At 33.4% G+C, this 19,323-nt stretch carries 13 protein-coding genes; 12 read left to right on the top strand and 1 reads right to left on the bottom strand.

What is annotated here, in order from left to right; translation table 11 throughout:
* Positions 1-84: 84 nt before the first annotated feature.
* Positions 85-552, top strand: coding sequence for a hypothetical protein (locus tag AMD28_RS09670; protein WP_055443924.1), 468 nt, complete (start codon positions 85-87; stop codon positions 550-552).
* 202 nt (positions 553-754) lie between these two features.
* Here the strand turns inward: AMD28_RS09670 and AMD28_RS18385 are convergent, their stop codons facing one another.
* On the bottom strand, positions 755-1,423 hold the full coding sequence (locus AMD28_RS18385) for a C40 family peptidase (RefSeq protein ID WP_083478277.1): 669 nt from the start codon (positions 1,421-1,423) through the stop codon (positions 755-757).
* A gap of 260 nt (positions 1,424-1,683) precedes the next feature.
* Here AMD28_RS18385 and AMD28_RS09680 point away from each other — a divergent pair, with 260 nt between their 5' ends.
* The 11 genes from AMD28_RS09680 to AMD28_RS09730 all read left to right on the top strand — a co-directional run bounded on the left by AMD28_RS09680 (position 1,684) and on the right by AMD28_RS09730 (position 19,295).
* Positions 1,684-3,993 (top strand): chondroitinase-B domain-containing protein, encoded by a 2,310-nt coding sequence (locus AMD28_RS09680; RefSeq protein ID WP_055443925.1) that lies wholly within the window; start codon positions 1,684-1,686, stop codon positions 3,991-3,993.
* Positions 3,994-4,044: 51 nt separating this feature from the next.
* Positions 4,045-5,085 (top strand): polysaccharide lyase family 7 protein, encoded by a 1,041-nt coding sequence (locus tag AMD28_RS09685; RefSeq protein ID WP_055443926.1) that lies wholly within the window; start codon positions 4,045-4,047, stop codon positions 5,083-5,085.
* A 99-nt stretch (positions 5,086-5,184) separates the two neighbouring features.
* Positions 5,185-7,068, top strand: a complete 1,884-nt coding sequence (gene gndA / locus AMD28_RS09690) for an NADP-dependent phosphogluconate dehydrogenase (protein ID WP_241492478.1) — start codon at positions 5,185-5,187, stop codon at positions 7,066-7,068.
* Between the two features lie 27 nt (positions 7,069-7,095).
* Complete coding sequence (locus AMD28_RS09695; protein WP_055443928.1) at positions 7,096-8,370, top strand: Nramp family divalent metal transporter; 1,275 nt, start codon at positions 7,096-7,098, stop codon at positions 8,368-8,370.
* 44 nt (positions 8,371-8,414) lie between these two features.
* Positions 8,415-9,521 carry a polysaccharide lyase family 7 protein gene (locus tag AMD28_RS09700; RefSeq protein ID WP_055444354.1) on the top strand — a complete coding sequence of 369 codons (1,107 nt, stop codon included), beginning with the start codon at positions 8,415-8,417 and terminating at the stop codon, positions 9,519-9,521.
* A 12-nt stretch (positions 9,522-9,533) separates the two neighbouring features.
* Positions 9,534-10,301: an SDR family NAD(P)-dependent oxidoreductase gene (locus AMD28_RS09705; protein WP_055443929.1), complete on the top strand. Its 768-nt coding sequence runs from the start codon at positions 9,534-9,536 to the stop codon at positions 10,299-10,301.
* Positions 10,302-10,338: 37 nt separating this feature from the next.
* On the top strand, positions 10,339-12,612 hold the full coding sequence (locus AMD28_RS09710) for an alginate lyase family protein (RefSeq protein ID WP_055443930.1): 2,274 nt from the start codon (positions 10,339-10,341) through the stop codon (positions 12,610-12,612).
* A 107-nt stretch (positions 12,613-12,719) separates the two neighbouring features.
* Positions 12,720-13,094: a cupin domain-containing protein gene (locus AMD28_RS09715; RefSeq protein ID WP_055443931.1), complete on the top strand. Its 375-nt coding sequence runs from the start codon at positions 12,720-12,722 to the stop codon at positions 13,092-13,094.
* Positions 13,095-13,584: 490 nt separating this feature from the next.
* Positions 13,585-16,782, top strand: coding sequence for a SusC/RagA family TonB-linked outer membrane protein (locus AMD28_RS09720; protein ID WP_055443932.1), 3,198 nt, complete (start codon positions 13,585-13,587; stop codon positions 16,780-16,782).
* 9 nt (positions 16,783-16,791) lie between these two features.
* A complete protein-coding gene (locus AMD28_RS09725) occupies positions 16,792-18,159 on the top strand; it encodes a RagB/SusD family nutrient uptake outer membrane protein (protein WP_055443933.1) in 1,368 nt (455 codons plus the stop codon).
* Positions 18,160-18,593: 434 nt separating this feature from the next.
* Complete coding sequence (locus tag AMD28_RS09730; protein ID WP_055443934.1) at positions 18,594-19,295, top strand: FadR/GntR family transcriptional regulator; 702 nt, start codon at positions 18,594-18,596, stop codon at positions 19,293-19,295.
* Positions 19,296-19,323: the final 28 nt, after the last annotated feature.

The raw sequence follows: 19,323 nt of genomic DNA on the forward strand, positions 1-19,323 counted from the left end.
TTATTTAGAAGACGGAATTACCAAGAAAGGGGACTGGTTTTTCAAGAATCTTAATCATGTAATGCTAACAACATTAATAGCAAAATGATTAAAAAATTAGTATTTATCCCCTTAGCATGTATTCTATTATTTTCTTTTAAATCATCTAACGATGTTTCTTCAGAAAGAATCTTAAAAGACTTCTGGTTACTTAATAAAGTATCTTATGTGGAACCAGATATGTATGAAAGAATCACACTTTTTAATGATGTAACCAATTTTTGTTTTGAACAAAGCCTTTGGAGGTTTAGTCCATCAAACAATACAGGAAGTTATGCTATAAATGATCTTTATTGTTCTTACGGAAAAAGAGATATCTCTTTTGATGTTTCTAAATCTTCGAAAAAAAATGGTTTATATGATGTTATATTAAAACATCAAAATGAAAATGGGGAAACGGATAAATTCAAAATAAAAATTACTGAAATTACGGATAAATCCATGCAATGGAACTACACTACTTGGGTAAATAAAAAACCGTATACTATTAAAATGAGCTTTCTTAAAAAATAACATTTTAATTAGTACGCTAGATTTCAAAGACTAATAAGTAAATAATTTCCTAACATAACTAATTAACTTAAAAGCGTATGCTACAAATTTGTAGCATACGCTTTTTATATTTGTTTATAGCAAACGATAAAACGAATAGAACATCATAATTTATTAGATAAAAAGTTACTGCAACCTTTACTGAGCAAGCATCCTTTTAGCTTTATCCATTTAGGATTCTTTCTAAGGTTTCTCTAGATTGATTACCATAAATACCATCTATTGTAATAGAATTAGCTTCTTGAAAAGCTTTAAGAGCCGTATATGTTTTAGGTCCAAAAACACCATCAGCACTACCCGTTAAATAATTTAATTTAACAAGTATCTTTTGCAATAGTTTTACATTTCCGTTACTTTCTGTAATGCGTAAATATCCTGTAGGAATTTCTAAGTCGTCTTCCAAGTCATCTGTCAAGCTTCTAAATTCAATAATCCTATCTAGTGTAAATGTTTGAATATTTACTTGATCATCTTGATTTCCACCAAGACAATAAATAGACTTTCCACTTTTGGTATACCCCAAAAAGAAACCAACATGCCCAAAAAGGCTATTAATATCGGTACGCCAAAACACAACGATATCTCCTGGTTGTGGCCAATCGGTTTTTTTACCCACCTTTAACCAGCTTCTAGCCATGGCACTATTAGACATTTCTAAATTAGCTTGTAGAGCCACCCAATTAGCAAAAATACTGCACCAAGCAACCTCATCATTACCAAAATCTAAACCTGTCATTTCTTGGTATTTTAAAATACGCTCGTTGTGTGTAGAACCACTAATTTCTTTTTGGCCAAGTTCGCCAAAAGCAATCTTCAAAGTATCACCTAACATAATAGTTAAATTAAAGAATTAATATGATGCTATTAAAATTTAGGGAGAAAATTACTAGTAATAAATTTAACAAAAAAAAGCGTTATAAATTGCTTTTTATCAAATTATTTTAACAAAAACTTGCGAATTAAATAAATATCGTTATTTTTGGTAAACCAATCTGGTTAACCAATTTGTGTTATTTAAAAACTATAACTCCTTTTTTAACGAAAGGCTTTTTGTATTTTATAAAATATAACAACGTATTAACAATTCTTTTTATGAAAAAAATAGCTTCTATTTTAATCCTATCCATATTACTATTCGCTTGCGGAAACACAGAAACCACTAGTGTAAATAAAGTATCCAATATAGAGGAATTAAACCATGCCATTAAGGACAGTAAACCTGGAGACAACATTGTTTTAGCAAATGGCGTTTGGAAAGATGTTGAAATAAAATTTACAGGAAAAGGAACCAAAGACAATCCAATAACTATTAAAGCAGAAACTGAAGGACAAGTTTTTATTGAAGGGATTTCCAACCTAGCTTTTGGTGGTGAATATTTAGAAGTTAGTGGTCTACATTTTAGAAATGGATATGCACCAAGCGAAAATGTAATCGCTTTTAGATTAGACGAGAACACCATAGCAAATAACTGTAAAGTTACAAACTGTGTTATTGTAGATTTCAACAAACCACAACGTGATGATGATGATCTTTGGGTACAGTTCTACGGAAGACATAACGAGTTAAGCAATTCCTATCTTGCTGGAAAAACAAACGGCGGACCAACAGTTAGAGTAGATCTAAAAGGAGTGGAAAGCATTAAGAATTATCACAAAATTGTCAATAACCATTTTGGACCTCGCCCAAGAAAAGGTGGAGCAAGAGGAGAAACTATTCAGTTAGGAAGTAGCTTTACTTCTATGAGTCCTAGTAATACAACCATTGCTAATAATTTATTCGAGGAATGTAATGGCGAAGTAGAAATCATTTCCAGCAAAACCAACTTCAACGAAATTAGAAATAATGTCTTTTATAAAAGTGAAGGTTCTGTTGTTACTCGTCATGGAAATTACGTAACCATTGATGGAAACTATTTTATTGGTGATGGCGTAAATGAACAATATGGTGGAATTAGAATTATAAACACAGGACACTGGGTTACCAATAATTATTTCTTCAACTTAAAAGGAAAAAGCTTTAGAAGTCCGTTGGCAGTTATGAATGGTATTCCAAAATCGCCTTTAAATCGTTACAATCAAGTAACCGATGTGGTGGTTGCTTATAACACTTACGTAAATTGTAGCTCGCCTTGGCAATTTGGCGTTGGTACCAACATTGCACAAGCAGATGTATTACCCGTATCGGAAATCCGTTCTGCAAGAGCCATTAGAACTACGGTTGCTAATAATGTTGTTTACAATGAAAAAGGTCTAGAACGCATTGTTGTTGAAAATGACAAAGCAGATGGTGTTACTTTCAAAAATAACATTGTAGATAATCAAGGTGTGAAGTTTAAGGACTTTAATGGCGGCATTACTGCTGCATCTTTAGCGTTGAAAAAAGTATCAGATAACATCATGCTTCCAACAGGAATTCCGAATGATGTAGAAGCGTATCATGGTTTTGATTTTGAAACTATTGAAAACGACCTATTTGGAAACTCAAGAAAAGACAGCAAAAGTATTGGTGCAACGGTAGGTGTAGATTTTAATAATCCTAACATTTTAGATAAATCCAAATATGGTGCTTCTTGGTATTCTAACGAAATGAAAGCAAAAGATCCAGTAACGCACATCATAACTAAAGCAGAACAATTACAAACTAAAATAGATGCTGCTAATAGTGGTGATATTATCGCTTTCGCGGAAGGTGTTTATAATATTTCAAAATCTTTGGTAATTAACAAAACACTTACTATCCAGTCGGAAGGAAATGCACAACTTGTTTTTTCTGGCGCAACGGATACGCCATTATTTTCTTTACAACCTAAAGGAAAACTAACCGTAAACAACATGATTTTAAAAGGAAATGCTTCCAACTATGCCTTTGCTAGTTTAAAAGAGAATATGTCGAATCATTTCGGTTTAACCGTTTCAAATTCTAAAATAAGTAACTTCAACTATGTTTTAAGAGCATACAAACAATCTTTTTCAGAACGTGTTACTTTTAAAAATACTGCTATTTCAGATTGTGAAAACGGTATAGAACTATCGGAAGAAACAAACGATAGAGGAGATTATAATACCGAATATTTAACCATTAACAACTGTCAATTCAACAACGTAAAACAAAATGTTGTGGATTATTACAGAGGTGGTTATGATGAGTCTACTATTGGAGGAAACCTTTTAGTATCTAACAGCACATTCACGAATTGTGGAGCAAAAGAGAAAAACAAAAGGCTACTAAACCATAACGGAATTGTAAATGTGAACATCAACAACAACACATTTAAAAACAATCCCGTACAATTTGTGTCTATTCTTTGGGGCGCAAAAAACAATGTGGAATCTGAAAATACAGTAACAAATTCCGGACAAATTAAAACGGAAGAAAATTTAGTGATGACACTGATGTACTAATTTATTCCTATACAGATAGGAATCTCATAAAATGAAATAAAAAAGCTTAAAATGAAAAAATCGCTATTTACCATTTTTACTATTTTACTAATCGTTGGATGTAAAGACAATACCAAAACAACTACTAAAGCAACAGTTGAAATGGAAACAAAATATCCTAGTGACGTGATTCCATTTATGGACGAATGGAAAATTCTTTTAGGGGATGGTACCTATAAAGATACATTAGTAAATTTCTCGAAAGACGATTTCTTTTATGTGGAAAATGATGGTACAACGGATTGGGTGGTTTACAAAACACCAAACTCTGGTATTACCTCTAGAACATCTAGCAATACAAGAACAGAACTAGGTCAGAAAAAACATTGGATCCCTGAAGTTGGCGGCAAACTAACTGGAACATTAAAAGTGCAGCATGTTTCTACATCAGGAGATGCAAGAGTGGCGGCTTCTTATTCTGTTGTGGTTGGACAAATTCATAGTGATGAAGGTCACGAAAATGAACCTATTAAAATATTTTACAAAAAATTTCCAGGGCACACTAAAGGCTCTGTTTTTTGGAATTATGAAATTAACACCGATGGTGATGATAATTCTAGCCGTTGGGATTTTTCTACAGCAGTTTGGGGAGATGATATGTCTGTTGTTGGTACTAGTCCTAATACGTATCCCGAAGAACCTAAAGATGGTATTAAGCTCGGTGAAGAATTTAGCTACGAAATAAATGTGTACCAAGGAATCATGTATCTTACTTTTAAAAGCGCAGGTCATGAAACAGTAAAATTCACTAAAAACTTATTGCAATCAGATTTTGCAACAAAGGAAGCTATTCCACAGCAAATATGGACCCTATACGCAGCCATTGGTCGTGATGGTGTAGAGCGAGATAGTGCTTATGCTGGCGAAATAAATTATTTTAAACAAGGTGCTTACAACCAAACCAATGGTAAGAACCCGGAAGACAATATTGTTTGGTATACTGGTTCTGAAACATACAATGGAGATATAGAAAAACAATACGCAAATGGATGCTATGCTGAAGTTTGGTTTAAAGATGCTACGGTAGGAGAAGGAACAAACCCAAACGAATAAAACGAAGAAACATGGAAACATCCATAGCGGAAATTTAGTCGCACAGCGGAATAATTGTATGGATGTTACATCTGACAAATAAAAAATAAGTATAAGCAGGTGAAAAAAGTAATATATATAATGGGAGTTTCAGGTTGTGGAAAAAGCACTATCGGAAAACTACTTGCCCAAGAATTAAATATTCCTTTTTTTGATGGTGACGATTTTCATCCAAAAGCGAACATAAAAAAAATGTCTAGCGGACAAGCTTTAAATGATGAAGATAGACAAGGCTGGCTAGAGACATTAAATGCTTTAGCGAAAAAGCAACTGACTAAAAATAGTTGCGTGATTGTGTGTTCTGCTTTAAAGCAAAAGTATCGAGACACATTAAATTTAGATATAGAAACCCAAACAAAATGGGTGTATTTAAGTGGCGCTTTTAATCAGATTTACAATAGAGTGAATAAGAGACCGGAGCATTTTATGCCTTCCGAATTATTACAATCACAGTTTGATGCTTTAGAAGAACCTAAAGATGCTTTGAAAATCGATATTACCACAACACCAGAAAATATTATAAAAAAGATAAAAAACGGATTAATGGATAAATCAGCATTTGGATTATTTGGTTTAGGCGTCATGGGGAAAAGCTTATGTCGAAACCTAGCTAAAAATGGATTTAAAATCGCCATGTTTAATAGACATGTAGATACTATTGAGGTGGATGTTGCTAAAAACTTTAAAGCAAACCATTCCGAATTATCTGAAGCTACCGCTTTTGATGATATTGCCGCTTTTGTGAATGCTTTACAAACACCAAGAAAAATAATGCTCATGGTGCATGCTGGAAAAACAATAGATTATGTTATTGAAGATCTGCTTCCATATTTATCAAAAAACGATATCTTAATTGATGGCGGAAACTCCAATTATTTAAAAACTAAAGAACGTGGTGACTATTTAAAATCTAAAGGCATTCATTTTATAGGAACTGGTGTTTCGGGAGGTGAAGAAGGTGCATTAAACGGACCATCTATAATGCCAAGTGGCGACTTAGAAGCGTATAATAAGGTGAAGCCTTTTCTGGATAAAATTGCAGCAAAAGACAAAAACAACTTACCTTGTTGCACCTATGTTGGACCAGAAGGAAGTGGGCATTTTATAAAAATGGTACACAATGGTGTGGAATATGTAGAAATGCAATTGCTTGCTGAGGTTTGTACCATTTTAGAAGCTTCCGGACAAAATCTAGATGAGATTGCTAATACTCTAGAAACTTGGAAAAGCACAGCAAATAGTTACTTGCTAGAAATAACCATAGACATTCTAAGAAAAAAGGAAGGCAACGATTGGCTAGTAAAAAAGATACTAGATAAAGCAGGAAATAAAGGCACAGGAAACTGGACAACTATTGCTTCCGCAGAACTTGGTGTACCAAGTACATTAATCGCTTCTGCCCTATTCTCTCGTTATATTTCGTTTTACAAAGAAGAACGAATTCAGTTAAACAAGCATTTTAAAAGCGAAAATACTTCCGCATTAAATGTGACTTCCATTGAAGTTTTAGAAGCCTATCAATTTGCAAGAATTATAAACCATTATCAAGGATTTAAACTCATTTCGGAAGCTTCCAATAAATTTTCATGGGATTTAAACCTAAGTGAAATTGCTAGAATTTGGACGAATGGTTGCATCATAAGATCCACTTTAATGGAAGAATTGGTTGCCGTTTTTAAAGAGACAACAAATATTTTAACCAATACACAATTAATCGCGTCGATAAAGGAATACAAAGCTTCTGCAAAAAAGGTGGTTTCGCAATGTATTCTTAATGATATTACTGCACCTAGTTTAGGGGAATCTATTCACTTTTTTAACGGAATTACAACAGAAAATTCTTCCGCAAATATCATACAAGCGCAACGGGATTATTTTGGAGCGCATACCTATAAAAGAATAGATGATGATGGTGTAAAAAGCCACCATACCATCTGGAAATAAAACGAACTAACCAAACCAACATATACTATGGACGTAACGCAACCTAAAAAATCCTTTCTCAAAAAAATTATCGCATTAATATTAGGGTTTGGCCCTGGTATTTTCGCAATTGGTTATACTATTGGTACAGGTAGTGTTACCTCTATGATTGTTGCAGGAAGTAAGTTTAACATGCAATTACTTTGGGTACTTTTATTAAGTTGTTTGTTCTCTGGTATTTTAATGTTTGCTTATGGTAATTACGCCTTATTAACTGGCGAAACTGCCCTTTACGGATTTAAAAAACACTTTAAATACGGAAAAATTCTAGCCATATTAATTATCGTTGGTATTACGTTTGGGCAATGGAATTCGCTAATGGGAATTTTAGGAATCTCTTCCAATATTATTTTTGAAATCTTATCTGTAAACTTTGAAGGTTTAGCAACCCATAAATATGAAACCGTTTTAATAACAGCCATTGTAATTATCGTTACATTTTATCTTTTAATGTTGGTTGGTAAGTATACTTTTTTCGAAAAAATACTTGTCATTTTTGTAACCTTAATGGGAATATCTTTTGTGTTATCCTTATGCTTTGTGCAACCACTTCCAATAGATGTTGTAAAAGGATTAATACCAACAATACCAGATGTGGTTGGCGGTAAAATGTTGGTTGCTGCTTTTGTTGGAACGACTATGGCTTCGGCTACATTTTTATCCAGACCTCTTTTTGTAAAAGGAAAAGGATGGACTATCAAAAACTTAGATCAGCAAAAAAAGGATGCGATTACAGCTGCCATTTTAATTTTTGTAATTAGTGGTGTTATCATGGCTGTTGCTGCAGGTGCTTTGTTTTATCAAGGTAAAGAAGTAACCCATGTATTAGATATGGCAAATACTTTAGAACCTGTTGCTGGAAAATGGGCCGTTACTATTTTCTTTTTCGGAGCATTAAGTGCTGGTTTGTCTTCTATCTTTCCTTGTTTATTAATCGCACCTTTACTAGTTGCAGATTATCAATCGGGAGAATTAGATACCAACTCACGTCAGTTTAGAATAATTACAGCCATCGCTTGTTTAGTCGCATTAATTGGCCCTGCATTTGGAGCAAATCCTATTGAAATACAAATACTTTCTCAAGTGTTTAATGTCTTTGTTTTACCACTAGTAATTCTTGGGATTATAATGATAGTAAACAGCAAAAAAATAATGAAAGGATATAAAACAGGAATTTTTGTTAATGTAGGATTATCTGCAGCTTTACTATTTTCTTTGATTATTTCGTATAACGGAATCATAGCATTAACAGAATATTTCTAATCGGTACTTAAGAACCTAAAAAAATGAAACTAAAAAATATAAAAATGAATAAAAAAACCACAACCACAATAGCACTTTGTCTTTTATGTGCCATTTTCACACTGAATAGCTGTAAGAATACAGATAAAAAAGTAGAGAAAAAAACCAAAGAAAAAGAGATAGATAAAACAGTATATGCAAGTGATGTCATTCCGTTTTTCGATGATTGGAAATTAGTTTTAGGAAATGGAGCTAATGTTGGTATTGCAAATGATTTTGAAGACAAAGATTTCTTTTACACTGCAAACGACAGTGACGGGGATTGGGTAGTTTTCAAAGCACCAAATGCTGGAAGCACACATGGAACTTCAAATAATACAAGAACCGAATTGGCACAAACCAAAAAATGGTATCCAGAAACGGCAAATGACAAATTAACTGCAACACTTAAAGTGATGCAAGTATCTGCAACTGGAGATGCACGAGTAGCTGCTTCTCATGCTGTAGTTGTTGGTCAAATTCATAGTGCCGATAAACATGAAAACGAACCGCTTAAAATATTTTACAAAAAATTCCCAGGACATACCAAAGGTTCTGTTTTTTGGCATTACGAAATAAATACGGAAGGGGAAGACAATTCTGGAAGATGGGATTATTCTTCCGCTGTTTGGGGTAATGATTTTTCAGTAGTTGGTGAAACCGCAGATACGTATCCTGAAGAGCCTAAAGATGGTATTGCTCTTGGTGAAACATTCAGCTATGAAGTACTAGTTAAAGACGGTATCATGACCTTAAATTTCACAAGTGAAGGACATGAAACAAGAACGTTTACAAAAAATTTATTAACATCTGAATACACAACAAAAGCAGATATCCCAGAACAAACACAAAAATTATTTGTACCAATTGGTCAAGATGGTGTGGAGCGAAAAGCTGCTTACACTGGTGAAGGTTGTTTTTTCAAATTAGGTGCTTATAACCAAACCAACGGAAAATCTCCAGAAGTAAATAAAAACTGGTGTTCTGGTGCAGAAACACATGGTGGCGATATTGCAAAACAATATGCAGATGGAAACTATGCGGAAGTATGGTTTAAAACAGGAAGTATTTCGGTAAGTGAAAATGCGGTATCTAACGATGGCTATTTCAATAAAAACGACAAAGTAAAATAAATTATAATTACGATGACAAATAATAAATTAACAGGAAAAAACATACTAATCACAGCAGGAGCTCAAGGAATTGGAGAATCTATCACTAGACATTTTATAGATAGTGGTTCTAATGTTGCTATCCACTATTTTTCTAGTGCAGATACTGCGAATGAATTAGTAGCGTACGCCCATAGTAAAGGTGTAAAAGCAGTTGCTATATCTGGTGACTTAACAAAAGAAGCCGATGCAAATGCCATGGTAGAAAAAACGGTAGAAGCATTTGGAGGTTTAGACATACTTATCAATAACGCAGGTTCTTTGGTTGCAAGAAAAATGCTAAACGAAATGGAAACGGAGTTCTGGCATAAGGTAATGGACATCAACCTTACTTCGATGATGTTTGTTACACGAGCAGCAGCTCCATATTTAGCAAAACAAGACAACAGTAGTATTGTTAATTTAGCATCCCTTGCAGGACGTAAAGGTGGTCATCCAGGATCTTTAGTGTACTCCACAAGTAAAGGTGCCATCTTAACATTTACACGTGCGTTGTCTACAGAATTAGGTGCACAAGGCACTCGAGTGAACGCGGTTTCTCCAGGTCTTATTCTTGGTACCTCCTTTCACAATACACATACCACAAAAGAATCTGCAGCTGCAACAACTGCAGGAATACCAATACAACGAGCAGGTAATGCTGCCGATGTAGCTCGAGCGGTTTTATATTTAGCCTCAGAATACGATGGCTTTATTACAGGAGCTACACTTGATATTAATGGTGGTGTATATAATATGTAGTTTTATTATATTAACAATACAATAGATCTTTTTTAATATGAAAAATCAATTCTCTTTTTGCTTTATTTTAGTCTTTGTTTTATGCGCGATGTTTTCCTGCAAGAAAGAGAACACGTCTGTATCCAATGTGGAAACAATAATACCTAGTACAGAAGCGCATCCAAAGTTAATTTTAACTGCACAAGGTGTAAAAGATATTAGAGCACAATTGGGGAATATTCCAATTTTTGATAATACGTTAAAAGCAGTTCAAGAGGAAATAGATGCCGAAATTGCATTAGGAATAGACACACCAATACCATTAGATTATTCTGGTGGTTATACACATGTACGTCATAAACGAAACATGATTGTTTTGCAAAAAGCAGGTGTTTTGTATCAAATTTTAGACGATGAAAAATATGCGAAGTATGTAAAAGACATGTTGATGCAATATGAAGCGATGTACAAAACATTACCATTGCATCCAAAAACAAGATCCTATGCAAGAGGTAAATTATTCTGGCAATGTCTAAATGATTCTAATTGGTTAGTATATGTAAGTCAGGCTTACGATTGTATTTATAATTATTTATCTGAAGAAGAACGAAACAAACTAGAAACGAACTTATTTAAACCATTTGCAGATCACATTTCTATAGACAGTCCGCAATTCTACCAAAGAGTACACAATCATAGTACCTGGGGAAATGCAGCAGTTGGCATGATTGGTTTAGTAATGGATGATCAAGAATTAATTGATCGCGCTTTGTACGGAATTAAAGATTTAAAATTAGATACGAATGAAAAAGATGACGATGGTGGCTTTTTAAATAAAGACGGAAAAGCTGGCTTTCTTGCGAATATTGAAGAACCTTTTTCTCCTGATGGTTATTATAACGAAGGACCATATTACCAACGTTATGCGATGTATCCGTTTTTAATTTTTGCGGAAGGATTGCACAACGTGAAACCAGAATTGAAGATTTTTGAATATAAAGATGGGGTATTACTAAAATCGATACATGCTTTATTAAATCTATCGGATGCAGATGGCGATTTTTTTCCACTTAACGATGGTCAAAAAGGCATGTCGTATTACACTAGCGCTTTAGTTACAGCTGTAGATATTTCGTATCATTTTGGTACGCAAGACCCAGGTTTATTAAGCATAGCTTCAGCACAAGACCGTGTATTACTAGACGATTCTGGTCTTGCAGTAGCACTTGGTATCAAAAACGGGAAAGCAAAACCATTCGATAAAAAATCAATTAATCTTTCGGATGGACCAAACGGAACACAAGGCGGAGTTGCTATTTTAAGAAATGAAGATATAGAACTCGTATTTAAGTATGCTGCGCAAGGCTCTAGCCATGGTCATTATGATAAGTTGTCGTATTCGTTATACGAAAAAGGCGAAGAAATTCTTCAGGATTACGGTTTAGCGCGTTTTGTAAATATCGAACAAAAAGGTGGTGGAAATTACCTAAAGGAAAACAAGACTTGGGCAAAACAAACCATTGCACATAATACGGTAACACAAAACGAAACGTCTCATTTTAATGCGAAGTATGAAATAGGAAGTCAGCATCATTCGGTACTAAACTATTTTTCTTCAGAAAATGAAAACGTACAAGTAGCAAGCGCCAAAGAAAGCAATGCCTACCCTGGAACAAAAATGCTTCGTACCATGGCAATTATAAAAGATGAAGATTTTGAAAAGCCATATATGTTAGATATTATGAAGGTGACTTCAGATAAAGCCAATCAATATGATTTTCCGTATTACTTTTTAGGACAAGTAATTCAAACAAATTTTGACTACAAAACACCTAAGACATTAAATCCTTTAGGAACAAAAAATGGATATCAACATCTATTTGTAGAAGGAACAGCAAAAGCGTCTAGTGATAATAGCAAACTATCCTGGTTAAACAAAGGAAATTTTTACACCTTAACAACTGCAACTAATACTAGTGATGAATTGTTGTTTACTAGAATTGGAGCAAACGATCCAGAATTTAATTTAAGACGCGAAGCAGCTTTCATGCTAAGACGAAAAAATGCTAAAAACACTATTTTTGTTTCGGCAATTGAAGCACACGGAAATTATAGTCCAGTGACAGAATCTGCAGTAAACTCCAATAGTAGTATCACAGCATTAAAAGTGATTTTAGATACCGAAGCGTATACTGCAATACAAATCACCAATATAAAAGGGAATACCAAACTGTTTATAACAGCAAACACAAATGCTTCAAAAGAAGCGAAACATAACATAAAAATTAACGATAAGAATTACGAGTGGTCAGGTTCTTATTATTTCAAATAAAACAAAACAATTAAGATTATGAACCTTCCATATCTGTAACTTAATACGCAAGAGAACGATTATATGGAAGCAAGATATGACCTTTTAAAAACAATAAAAATAAACATATGAAAAGATTTAGCGAAAAGTATGTCATCACAAAAGACATGGAATGGGAAGTACTAGGTGGCGGAGTATCTAGAAAATTTTTAGGTTACGATAACCAAATCATGATGGTAAGAGTGAAGTTTGACACAGGTGCATTAGGTGCTCCACATCAACATTTTCACACACAAGCTACCTATTGTGTTTCTGGTAAATTTGAATTTGAAATTGATGGAGAAAAGCAAATTGTAGAAGCAGGAGATGGTGTCTATATTGAACCTAATTTATTGCATAGTGCCATTTGTTTAGAAGAAGGAGAACTTATTGACACCTTTAGTCCAGTAAGAGAAGATTTCTTAAGTGGTGATGCAGTATCTTATTTTGCAGATAAATCCTAAGAAAAAAAATTACTAGCTATTTCTAGAGGTTAAAACAGTTTTATGGGATTTTAGAGATTCTATATACATTTCACCTCTAGAAATACATGTAGCAACTTACCATAAAGAAGGAATATTTAGAAATAATTCCTTTACTCCTATACATGAGCACTTTATGAAATAGCGGTAAAACTCTTACGTTTAAAGTAAATGTTTGCTATTTTAACTTAAACATATACTCAATTAACATATAAAATTCACGAAAACGTTGTAATTAACAAAATTTTATATATATTTGGTAAACCAATCTGGTAAACCAATTATTTTACCGGATTAAAACCAAAAAAAAAAGGACAAGTAAAAACCTATCCTTTTTTATAAAATACTTCTTCGTCGGGAAGTAATCATGTAACAAAACATAACATTACAAAAGTAACAAACATATTGATACTTGCCTAATAATTGTGTTTTTAGTAAAACAAATTAATTAACTAAAACTTAAAAATTAATTATGAATTTAAAAGCTAAATCGGCATTATTTGCATTACTCTTTATGTGCATTTCTGCCTTTGCCCAAGAAAAAGTAACGATAACAGGGGTAGTTGTTGATGCTGAAGATAATATGCCTTTACCAAGTGTAAATGTTATTATTGTAGGTACAAGTACAGGAACAAGTACAGATTTTGATGGTAACTATCAAATACAAGTTAAAAAAGGAGAAATATTACAATTCTCTTATATTGGTTATATTTCGCAAAATGTAACTATTGATGGTCAAAGCACAATTGATATCTCTTTAGCAGCAGATGCTAATAATTTAGATGAGGTTGTTGTTGTTGGTTATGGTACACGTAAAAAATCGCACCTTACTGGATCTATTTCAAGTATAGGTGGTGAAGATGTTGCTGCGGTACAAGCTACACGTGTGGATGAAGCATTAGCAGGTAAGTTACCTGGTGTATTAATTCAAAACCAAGATGGTTCACCTGGTGCAGCTCCAAAGATTCAAATTAGAGCAGCTTCTTCTATTTCAGGTAATTCCAATCCATTAATTGTTGTGGATGGTTACCCTATTTCAGGAGGTTTAGAAACGGTTAATCCAAACGATATTGAAAGTCTAGAAATTTTAAAAGATGCAGCTTCTGCAGCTATTTATGGTTCTAGAGGTGCAAATGGTGTTATCTTGATTACCACCAAAAAAGGAAAATCAGGTAAAGCTAGTTTTAATTATAATGTATATACAAGTTTCTCTAGTAAATACCGCAAAAACATACTTAAATCAGGTAAAGAATGGGGTGCTTATTCTAGAGAGCAAATCGCTGCTGGGAACTGGCAAGGTACTGTAGACAATGTAGATCCAGAATTTTTAGAATATAGACTTAGTGCTTATGAAAATTCACCTGGAGCTATTAGCCCAGAAGATTGGTTATTTAGAAATGGTAATACTACGAGTCATGATTTTAGCATGAGCGGTGGTACTGACGATGTAAATTATTTTGGATCTATTGGTTATCAAAAAGCAGAAGGTGTTATAATCACTGAAGGTTACGAAAGACTAAATGCTCGTCTAAATATCGATGCTAAATTAGGAGATAGATTTAAAACTGGAATAAGCTTTAATGGATTCACATCGGATAGAGATATCTTAGGTCACGACATGAGAGATCTTTTAAGAGCAACTCCTGTTACTCCTATTTACCATACCGCAGAATCTATTGCATTCGTTCAAGCGCTAGATGCGCAAGCACAAGCTTTAGGTTTAGAAGCGTTTGATGTTGGTTATAGAGGGTCTGGATACGAAGCAAATAGTATTTACACTTTAGAACCTGGTATGGCAGCGCAAGATTGGCATTATGGAAGAAACAATAATGGTATTGGAGGTTCTGGTGATGCAGGTCCTGCAGCAAAGCTTGACAATACAGAACGTTGGGAAAAAACATTTTTTGGTAACGTAAGTTCTTATTTACAATACGAAATCATAGATGGATTAAATATGAAAACGGTTTTAGGTGGAGATCTTAAAGATACCCAATACTACGAACACAGATTACTAGGATTTGATTCTAGAGCAAGAAACTCTCAAACCTATATGGATCAAACAGATTTAAAAGTATCTTCTGTATTAAGTGAAACTACTTTAAATTTTGCTAAAGAATTTGGTAAGCATGACGTCTCTGCTGTTGTTGGTATGGAATTTCAAACAACAAAACTTAAAGGAACTGCTTTAGATGGTGTGAATGTACCAGATACAGCAATTCTTAACTACAACTTATTTGACCCTGCTGATATCACAGTAACAGAAAGAGATGAAACTAGAGCTAGAAAGAGTCTTTTTGGAAGAGTTAACTATGCATATGACGATCGTTATTTATTCTCCGTATCTGTAAGAAGAGATGGTGATTCCCGTTTTGGAGCGAATGAACAATACGCAACATTCCCAGCATTTTCTTTAGGTTGGAATGTAGATAAAGAAGCTTTCTTAGAAGATAGTGAAATATTAAGTAAGTTAAAATTAAGATTTAGTTATGGATCTTTAGGTACTGCTTCCTTTTTAGGTTCGTATGATGCTTTAAAACTTTTAGAACCACAAGCAACCTATTATGGAACTGGATTCTTAATTCCAGAAAATACTGAAAATCCAGATTTAACTTGGCAAACAAATACAGAAACAAACTACGGTGTAGATTTCGGATTCTTAAATAACCGATTTACATTAGGTGTAGATTACTATACTTCAGATATTGAAGATATATTAATTAACCAAAGTATTTCTGAAGTATATGGTACTCCTTCTATAGTAGTGAACTCTGGAGATGTTAGAAGTTCTGGTTGGGAATTTGATATCAATGCAAGAGTAGTAAACAGTGATGATTTTTCTTGGACGGTAGGTGCTAACTTATCTACGGTAAAAACAGAAATTACAGATTTAGGTGGTCTTACTGAATTACCACAAACTATTTACGGAACAAGCGGTAGAGGTCCAGTATTTAGAAATTATATAGGTGGTGGTATTGGTGAAATGTGGGGATTAGAAACCACAGGAGAAGTTGAAATGCAATATTTAGCAGATGGAACTAGAAGTCCTAATAACGTATCTGGAGAATCTTATGTGGTAGATCAACAATCTCCTGGAGAACCTGGATATGGTGAAATTGATAATACTAGAACGGTTGAAAACGGTGGAGATTTAGTTAAAATAGGACAAAACACACCAGATTTTTACTGGGGAATGTCTCATAACTTAAATTATAAATCTTTTGATATGTCTTTCCAAATTCAAGGATCACATGGTGCTGAGGTTTACAATATTGACCCACTTTATTACGGTTCACAATGGGGAGGAAGATTAGTAGATAGTTTTGATGCAGATGACGATGGTATTGCAGATCATAATGGACAACATTATACCGCAAGTAGAAATCAAACAGATGCAATGATACAAGACGCTTCTTTTGTAGCTTTAAAAAACCTAACTATTGGTTATACACTTAAAGAAGATGTAATCAATAAAATAGGATTAAGTTCTGTTAGAGCATATGTTGCAGCAACTAACTTATTATACCTATGGGCAGACGATTATACATCCTATAACCCAGAAGGTGTAAATACTTCAGGTGGTGATTATTTAGGACCAACAACATATGGAGCACAATTTGGAGCGAGTCCTGTTGTAAGAAGTTTCACTATTGGTTTAAATATTAATTTTTAAAAAAAAAACATGAAAAAAATATCTATAATATTAGGGTCATTGCTTTTCATAACAGCATGTTCGACCGATTTGGATCAAGCGCCATCTAATATCGCTAATTCAGATTCTTTAACAGATTATGAAGGCGTATTGAATGCCGCATATTACTACCAACTTGGTACCGTTACACCAATGGCAGTAATGGGAGAATTTAGATCAGATAACGCAGTCATGGATGAAGCTCCATACACGGAGTTTGATGAATACGACAACGGTTTAACAGCCATGGAAGATCAATTTTTTAGTCCTTTCTATACCGCTTTATATAAGTCTATATTAAGTGCAAATAATGTCATTGAAAATTCTTCCAATGATGGACATATTGGAGAAGCTAAATTTTTAAGAGCTTTATCTTATTTTAAATTAGTACAAGTTTTTGGCGATACTACACTTAATTTATCTCCAGATCCAGATGTATATGATTCTTCCATTTTAGTAAGACAGCCAGCTGCTACTATTTATAATGATGTTATCATTCCAGATTTAAATGATGCAATGGCTTTAAGTGCAACAATTTCAGATGGAAGAGCATCTAAATATGCCGCACAAGCTTTATTAGGAAAAGTATATGCTACTATGGGTAATTATGCTAGCGCAGAACCACATTTAGCTGCCGTTGTAAACGGAGCATCTTCAGCAGGTATCAGCTTGCAAGCAAACTATAATGATATCTTCGGAGCTGCTAATGAGATAGAAAATTCTGAAATTATATTTTCTACACAAATAGTTAGTTCTGTAGTAGATGAATATTCTCCTGCTACCGATTTTTGGAATTGGTTTGTTGGTGATGATCCAAAAGCAGATTATCCTGTAGATCCAGATTTAGTTGCTGCTTTTGATGCAGTTGCTGGAGACATAGTAGATACAGATCCTACTACTGCTGGTAATCAAGGTGTAGATTTAAGAAGAGAAGTTACGCTTAACCCTGATGGTTTAACCGCTATAAAATTTCCTAAAGAAGGAGGTCAAGGATCAGAACACGATTGGATAGAAATAAGATTAGCAGATGTTATTCTTTTATATGCAGAAACATTGAACGCAAACAATTCTCCTGCAACTACAGTACTTCCTTTATTAGATGATATTAGAACAAGAGCAGGTTTAAGTATTTTAGATCCACTTACTATAAACACAAAACCTTTAGTTAAACAAGCTATTCTAAACGAAAGAAGATTAGAATTAGCTTTTGAAGGACACAGATGGTTTGATTTAATAAGAACAGGAACAGTAGATGCTGAAATGGGAGAAGTGATTAATAGCAATTACTATTTATTCCCTGTACCAGTTTCAGAAGTACTAGCTACTAATGGAATAATTACTCAAAACACAGGTTACTAATACTACCTATTTCTTTCTTTGTAAGTTCTATCAACCGTAATCAAGACATACGGAAATATTATACTTACAAAGAAAGAATTTATAGAATTAAATTATCCAGATTAAAAAACAACATTAGAAAGAAAAACTTCTGATGATAAACTATTAATATTTTAAATAAAACGAATACAAAGTATATGAAAATATACGCATGAAAAAATGGGGAATCTTTGAAAGTAGTAAACTATTTTCAAAAAAGAGGTAATCGGTTTCGTACAAATTAAATGTTACAAATTAGAAGTCACACATTAAAAATATTTTGATTAGTCTTATTGTGATTTAGTTGAGCTTTAAAGGCCTATAAAAGGCCTTAAAGTTTGGCTTATAGATTATACTTCTAGTTGATTTTAGTAAATTTACCCTCTTAAACAAAATAGGAAAAAAAACATTAATTTATGAAATTAGAGGCTACTACAAAAACGGAAAAATTTGATGTTCAAAAACATATAATTGCTAGTATTCGAGATTTAATAAATTTAAAAAACCTGGAGCCTGGAGATAAATTACCTGCAGAGCGCGTACTAGCCGAAAAATTTGAAGTGTCTAGAAGTAATGTTAGAGAAGCTATTCAAAAATTAGAATTATACGGTTTATTAAAATCCATTCCGCAAAGCGGAACATTTGTAGCAAACATAGGTGTAATTGCCATGAATGGTATGATTAAAGATATCCTAAGACTGGAAGATCCAGATTTTAAATCCTTAGTAGAAACCCGAATATTATTAGAATTAAAAACAGTACGATTAGCAGCTTTAAGAAGAACAGATGAAGATTTAAAAAAACTAAAAGCAACAATAGATGCATATTCCAAAAAGGTTTTAAATGGCGAAGATGCTGTTCAAGAAGATTTACTATTTCATCTATCTATAGCGAAAGCGAGTGGTAATAGTTCCATGAATACTTTCATGTTAATTATTACACCTCAAATTATTACCAATTTTGAAAAATATCATGTTTGTGATAAAAACTTAGCACAAAAAGGTATTGAAGAACACCAAGCTATTTACGATGCAATTGAAATGAAAGATCCGCAATTAGCAAAACAAAAAATGAAAGATCACTTTAGTGAATTATATCAATATTGCTATAAGGATTAAAAAATATTAACGAACTAGACGAAACAAG

Source organism: Lacinutrix himadriensis (assembly GCF_001418105.1).
GTDB lineage: Bacteria > Bacteroidota > Bacteroidia > Flavobacteriales > Flavobacteriaceae > Oceanihabitans > Oceanihabitans himadriense.

What these genes read in the sequence shown, in the direction of transcription:
- AMD28_RS09670 (WP_055443924.1), top strand. Translation starts at nt 85, where the DNA reads ATGATTAAAAAATTAGTATTTATCCCCTTAGCATGTATTCTATTATTT.
- AMD28_RS18385 (WP_083478277.1), bottom strand. Translation starts at nt 1,423, where the DNA reads ATGTTAGGTGATACTTTGAAGATTGCTTTTGGCGAACTTGGCCAAAAA.
- AMD28_RS09680 (WP_055443925.1), top strand. Translation starts at nt 1,684, where the DNA reads ATGAAAAAAATAGCTTCTATTTTAATCCTATCCATATTACTATTCGCT.
- AMD28_RS09685 (WP_055443926.1), top strand. Translation starts at nt 4,045, where the DNA reads ATGAAAAAATCGCTATTTACCATTTTTACTATTTTACTAATCGTTGGA.
- AMD28_RS09695 (WP_055443928.1), top strand. Translation starts at nt 7,096, where the DNA reads ATGGACGTAACGCAACCTAAAAAATCCTTTCTCAAAAAAATTATCGCA.
- AMD28_RS09700 (WP_055444354.1), top strand. Translation starts at nt 8,415, where the DNA reads ATGAATAAAAAAACCACAACCACAATAGCACTTTGTCTTTTATGTGCC.
- AMD28_RS09705 (WP_055443929.1), top strand. Translation starts at nt 9,534, where the DNA reads ATGACAAATAATAAATTAACAGGAAAAAACATACTAATCACAGCAGGA.
- AMD28_RS09710 (WP_055443930.1), top strand. Translation starts at nt 10,339, where the DNA reads ATGAAAAATCAATTCTCTTTTTGCTTTATTTTAGTCTTTGTTTTATGC.
- AMD28_RS09715 (WP_055443931.1), top strand. Translation starts at nt 12,720, where the DNA reads ATGAAAAGATTTAGCGAAAAGTATGTCATCACAAAAGACATGGAATGG.
- AMD28_RS09720 (WP_055443932.1), top strand. Translation starts at nt 13,585, where the DNA reads ATGAATTTAAAAGCTAAATCGGCATTATTTGCATTACTCTTTATGTGC.
- AMD28_RS09725 (WP_055443933.1), top strand. Translation starts at nt 16,792, where the DNA reads ATGAAAAAAATATCTATAATATTAGGGTCATTGCTTTTCATAACAGCA.
- AMD28_RS09730 (WP_055443934.1), top strand. Translation starts at nt 18,594, where the DNA reads ATGAAATTAGAGGCTACTACAAAAACGGAAAAATTTGATGTTCAAAAA.